The organism is Nocardiopsis sp. NPDC055824 (assembly GCF_053616335.1).
In genome coordinates this window covers 1-4,462 of the sequence record NZ_JBSHDN010000329.1, presented here as the reverse complement: position 1 = coordinate 4,462, position 4,462 = coordinate 1, and the positions used below count along the sequence as shown (strand labels likewise).

General features: G+C 71.6%; 4 protein-coding genes. 1 reads left to right on the top strand and 3 read right to left on the bottom strand.

Features of this window, described 5'->3' with window-relative positions:
- Positions 1 to 27 precede the first annotated feature (27 nt).
- The 3 genes from ACWGL3_RS31235 to ACWGL3_RS31225 all read right to left on the bottom strand — a co-directional run bounded on the left by ACWGL3_RS31235 (position 28) and on the right by ACWGL3_RS31225 (position 3,705).
- Positions 28 to 2,556, bottom strand: coding sequence for an MMPL family transporter (locus tag ACWGL3_RS31235; protein ID WP_267947256.1), 2,529 nt, complete (start codon positions 2,554 to 2,556; stop codon positions 28 to 30).
- A gap of 48 nt (positions 2,557 to 2,604) precedes the next feature.
- Positions 2,605 to 3,267 carry a TetR/AcrR family transcriptional regulator gene (locus ACWGL3_RS31230; protein ID WP_267947257.1) on the bottom strand — a complete coding sequence of 221 codons (663 nt, stop codon included), beginning with the start codon at positions 3,265 to 3,267 and terminating at the stop codon, positions 2,605 to 2,607.
- A 282-nt stretch (positions 3,268 to 3,549) separates the two neighbouring features.
- Positions 3,550 to 3,705: a hypothetical protein gene (locus ACWGL3_RS31225; RefSeq protein ID WP_267947258.1), complete on the bottom strand. Its 156-nt coding sequence runs from the start codon at positions 3,703 to 3,705 to the stop codon at positions 3,550 to 3,552.
- Between the two features lie 336 nt (positions 3,706 to 4,041).
- Here ACWGL3_RS31225 and ACWGL3_RS31220 point away from each other — a divergent pair, with 336 nt between their 5' ends.
- Positions 4,042 to 4,416, top strand: coding sequence for a VOC family protein (locus ACWGL3_RS31220; protein WP_267947259.1), 375 nt, complete (start codon positions 4,042 to 4,044; stop codon positions 4,414 to 4,416).
- Positions 4,417 to 4,462: the final 46 nt, after the last annotated feature.

The window sequence follows — 4,462 nt, the reverse complement described above, 5'->3', positions numbered from 1 at the left end:
CCCCCGGGCCCTGGTGGAACAGGCGCCTCAGCCCCGTCGGGAGGACACCTCACCGGCGTCCTTCTCCGGGGTGGGGCCCGCGTCTGCGGCGGCGTCGCCGTCCTCGGCCCCCCGCTCGTGCGGGTGGCGCTTCTCCAGGGCGGCGCCCTCCACGTCGATGTCGGGCAGGATCCGGTCGAGCCACCTGGGCAGCCACCACGCGCCGTTCCCCGCCAGGTGCATGAGCGCGGGGATCAGCGCCATGCGCACGACGAAGGCGTCGATGAGCACGCCGAAGGCGAGCGCGAACCCGATCGAGCTGATCATGACGCTGTGGGAGAAGACGAACCCGCCGAACACCGAGATCATGATGATCGCCGCGGCGGTGACCACGGCGCGGCCGGCGTGGAACCCGCGCACCACGGCCACCCGGGCGGGGTCGCCGTGCACGTAGGCCTCGCGCATGCCCGTACCGATGAAGAGCATGTAGTCCATCGCCAGGCCGAACAGGATGCCGGCCAGGAGCGTGGGCAGGAAGTTCAGCACCGGCCCGGTGTTCTCGATCCCGAAGAGGCCTCCCAGCCATCCCCACTGGTAGACGGCCACCACCCCGCCCAGCGAGGCGAAGAAGGACAGCACGAACCCGAGCGTGGCCACGACCGGCACGAAGACCGACCGGAACACCAGCAGCAGGATCACCAGGGACAGGCCCACGACCACGGTGAGGTAGGTCGGCAGCGACTCGCTCAGGGTCTCCGAGATGTCGATGTTTCCGCTGGCCATGCCCGCGACGCCCAGCGGCCCGGCGCCGTCGATCGGCTCCATGTCGCGGAGGGTGTGCACGAGTTCCTCGGTGGTCTCGCTGGACGGGCCGTCCTCGGGCACGACCTGGAAGATGGCCAGGGAGTGGTCGTCGGAGATCCCGATGGGCGCCACCGCCGAGACGTCGTCGTGGGAGTAGAGCTCCTCCGCGACCTGTGCCTGCTCGTCCAGGGCGTTCTGCTCGGCGGCCTCGTCGGTCGGTCCGCCGGTGAGTTCGGCGACGACCAGGAGCGTGCCGTTCTGCCCCGCTCCGAAGTTCTCCTCCACGGCGGTGTAGGCCCGGTACTGGGTGGAGTCGGTGGGCTCCGCGGAGCCGTCCGGCATGCCCAGTCGCAGGCCCAGAGCGGGCAGGGCGATGATGACCAGGGCGATCACGGCGACGGCGGCCTGGAGCACGGCCCGGCCGGTCGACATCGGCCGGATGCTCTCGGACCCGCCCGTGTTGCCGCCCCCTGCGGACGCGGCGGCGTTCTCCGCGAGGCGTCCGCGCTCGCGGCGCGACAGGATGCGCATGCCGATCAGCGACAGCAGCGCCGGGACGAGCGTGATCGCGATGAACACGGCGACGGCGATGGAGATCGCACCCACACTGCCCATGAGGCCGAGGAAACCGATCCCGGTCAGGTTCAGGCCCAGCAGCGCGACGAGCACGGTAGTTCCCGCGAAGACCACCGCGTTGCCCGCGGTCCCGTTGGCCAGGCCGATGGACTCGCCGACCTCGGCGCCCTGCTTGAGCTGGCGGCGGTGGCGGTTGACGATGAACAGCGCGTAGTCGATGCCGACGGCCAGACCGAGCATCAGGCCGAGGATCGGCGTCACCGACGCCATCTCCAGCACCCCGGACAGCGACATCGCGATCAGGGTGGCCACACCGACGCCGATCAGCGCCGTCAGGATCGGCAGGCCGGCGCCCACCAGGGTTCCCAGCATGACCACCAGCACCACGGCGGCCACGATCACGCCGATCACCTCGGCGGTGCTGACCAGGCTGGGCATCGCCATGGCCATGTCGTTGCCGAAGTCGACGGTGGTGCCGGGCACCGGGTCGCTCTCGAAGACCGCCATGACGGCGTCGCGGGTCTCCTGGGAGATCTCCGTCTGGCTGTCGGTGAAGGCGATGTTGACCAGGGCGGTGCTGCCGTCCTCGGAGACCGTGCGGATCCCGGAGGCCATCTCCAGCATGGCCTCGCCCCGTTCGAGCTCCTCCAGGCCCGTCTCGATCTCCTCGAGGTTCTGGTCGATCACGGCCTGTTCGGCGTCGAGCCCGGCCTCGGCCTGGTCGAGCATCCCGGCGGCCTCCGCCTGGGCGCGGCCCGCGTCGAGCTCCGCCTGGCCGGCTTCGAGGTCCTGGAGCCCGGACTCGAGCTCCTCGCGGCCGTCCTCCAGCTCCTGCTGCTGGTCGGCCCGCTGGTCCTCTGTGGCGAACGGGTCCACCGTCGTCTCGACGCCGGAGGCCTCGGCGGCCTCCTCCGCGCGGTCGGCGATCGCGTCCTGCTGTTCCTCCGTGAAGGCCGAGCCGTCCTCGGTCTGGTAGACGACGGTGCCCGCGCCGCCGCCCATACCGGAGAACTCCTGCGACAGGAGCTGCTCCACCTCGTCGGTGGGCGTCCCCGGGATGGAGAAGCTGTCCTCCAGCTCCCCGGAGAAGAGGAAGAAGGCGGTACCGGCCGCCACGAGCAGCGCCAGCCAGATCGCTATGGCGGTCTTGGCGCGGTGTGCGCACGCGCGCCCGAGTCTGTAGAGAAATTCAGCCATGGTTGTTGTCTGCCAAACGGAGATGGGTGGTGGGAGCGCGTCGTGCGCTCAGGAGGAGGCGGGACCGACCGAGCCGTACCCGTCCCGGTTGACGGCGATCATGCGGTCCAGCAGTTCGGACCAGACCCGGCGGGAGGACGCGGTGACGACTCCCCCGGTGGTCTGCTCCCAGCGCTGGACCGTGACCGCGCCGCCGCTGATGAGCGCGCCGCACATGAGGTCGACCACGAGCGGGTCGACACGCGGGTGACGGCGCGTCATGATCGCCGCCAGGCGGGCGCTCACGTCGTTCATCGCCCGCTCGAACAGCGCCGCACGGCTCGGGGCCGGTTCGTGCCCCTCCTGTTTGAGGAACTGCTTGAGCCGGGTGATCGGGGTGAGCAGGTCGGTGCTGCGTATCGCCGCGGCGAACTCGTCGAACATGCTCCCCGGGCGGTCGGCGTCCGCCGCGGTGAGGTTGGCCTCGATGCTGTCGACGATCGCCTCCAGCATCTGGCCGAACACCTCGAGGACGATGTCGTCCAGGGACCTGAAGTGGTTGAACACGGTCCGGCGGGAGACGTCGGCCCGTTCCGCGAGCTGGTCGACGGTGAAGCCGGTCCCCCCGCTCTCGGTCATCAGCGCGGCGGCGGCCTCGACGATGGCGCGACGGTGGCGCGACTTGAGAGCCGCACGCCGGTCACGTGAGGGCTGTCGGTGCTGGTCGTTCACGGTTTCACGCTAGACACCAGAGTGCACTAAGTGCAACGAAGCACTGGGTGCACCTAGTCACACTCGGGGCGCGGCCGACCCCGCCCCGGAGGCCGCCGTGTGCGGCGGACCCGCACCGGCCCGCCCCGCCGGCTCCCCCGCGGCGTCGTACGGGGAGCGCCGCGGCGTCCCGCCACCCTTCGGGCCGACCTTTCGCGGTCGAGCCGCGCCGCGGGACGGAGAACCCCTCCCGGTGTCCGTCCCGCGCGTCCCGGGCCCGTTCCCGCAGCGCCCCGGAAAGAGCTAGTCGTCGCCGGACGAGCCGCAGCCGTGCTCACCGAAACCGGGGATGCTGCCCTGGCTCCGCTCCCAGGCGAGCTGGTCGCCCTGGCGTTCGACGGCCTTGCGCTCCTCGGGCGTCAGGTCGTCGGGAATGGGGTCGCGGTCCTTGCGAGCCATGGTGGCCTTCCTGTTCCTTCTCCGTGTCGTGGTCCGGCACCGGACACGGCCGGTACTCCGCGGCGGCGCCTCATCCACCTGACGGAGCCGGGACGGAGGTCTGACGCGGAGAACGCCATGTCATTGAGTGACCTATGTCTCACTCTCCGCATTGACCACTGTACGGGAAAGGGGCCCGTCCCGGACGGCCCGCCGACCGGCAGCGGGGACCGGGGGACACCCGGCCTCCTCAGGGCGGACCCCGCCGGGGACCGGGGAGGCCGGGCCGCTGCGGCCCGCGGCCCGACCGCGCACGAAACCCCGGCCGCACCGGCGGGCCTGTGGCATCCTGCGGCCATGATCGGACGACTGCGCACCATCGCCATCGACTGCCCGGACCCGGCCGCGCTCGCCGGGTTCTACTCCGAGCTCCTGGGGCTGCCCGTCACCTACGAGGGCGCGGACGGCTCCTGGGTGGAGATCGGCGACGGTGAAGGACCGCACCTCGCCTTCCAGCTCGCCCCGGACCACCGGCCGCCGGCGTGGCCGGACCCGGAGCGGCCCCAGCAGATGCACTTCGACATCCGGGTGGACGACATCGACGCGGCGGAGGACCGGGTGGTCGCCCTCGGAGCCACACCGCTGGCGCGTACGCACGACGCCCCCGGCGTCCCGTTCCGCGTCTACGCGGACCCGGCCGGGCACCCGTTCTGCCTGGAGTTCACCGAGTAGCCGCCCCCCGGCCTGACGCCGGGCCCGGACCCGGCCCGACGCCGGG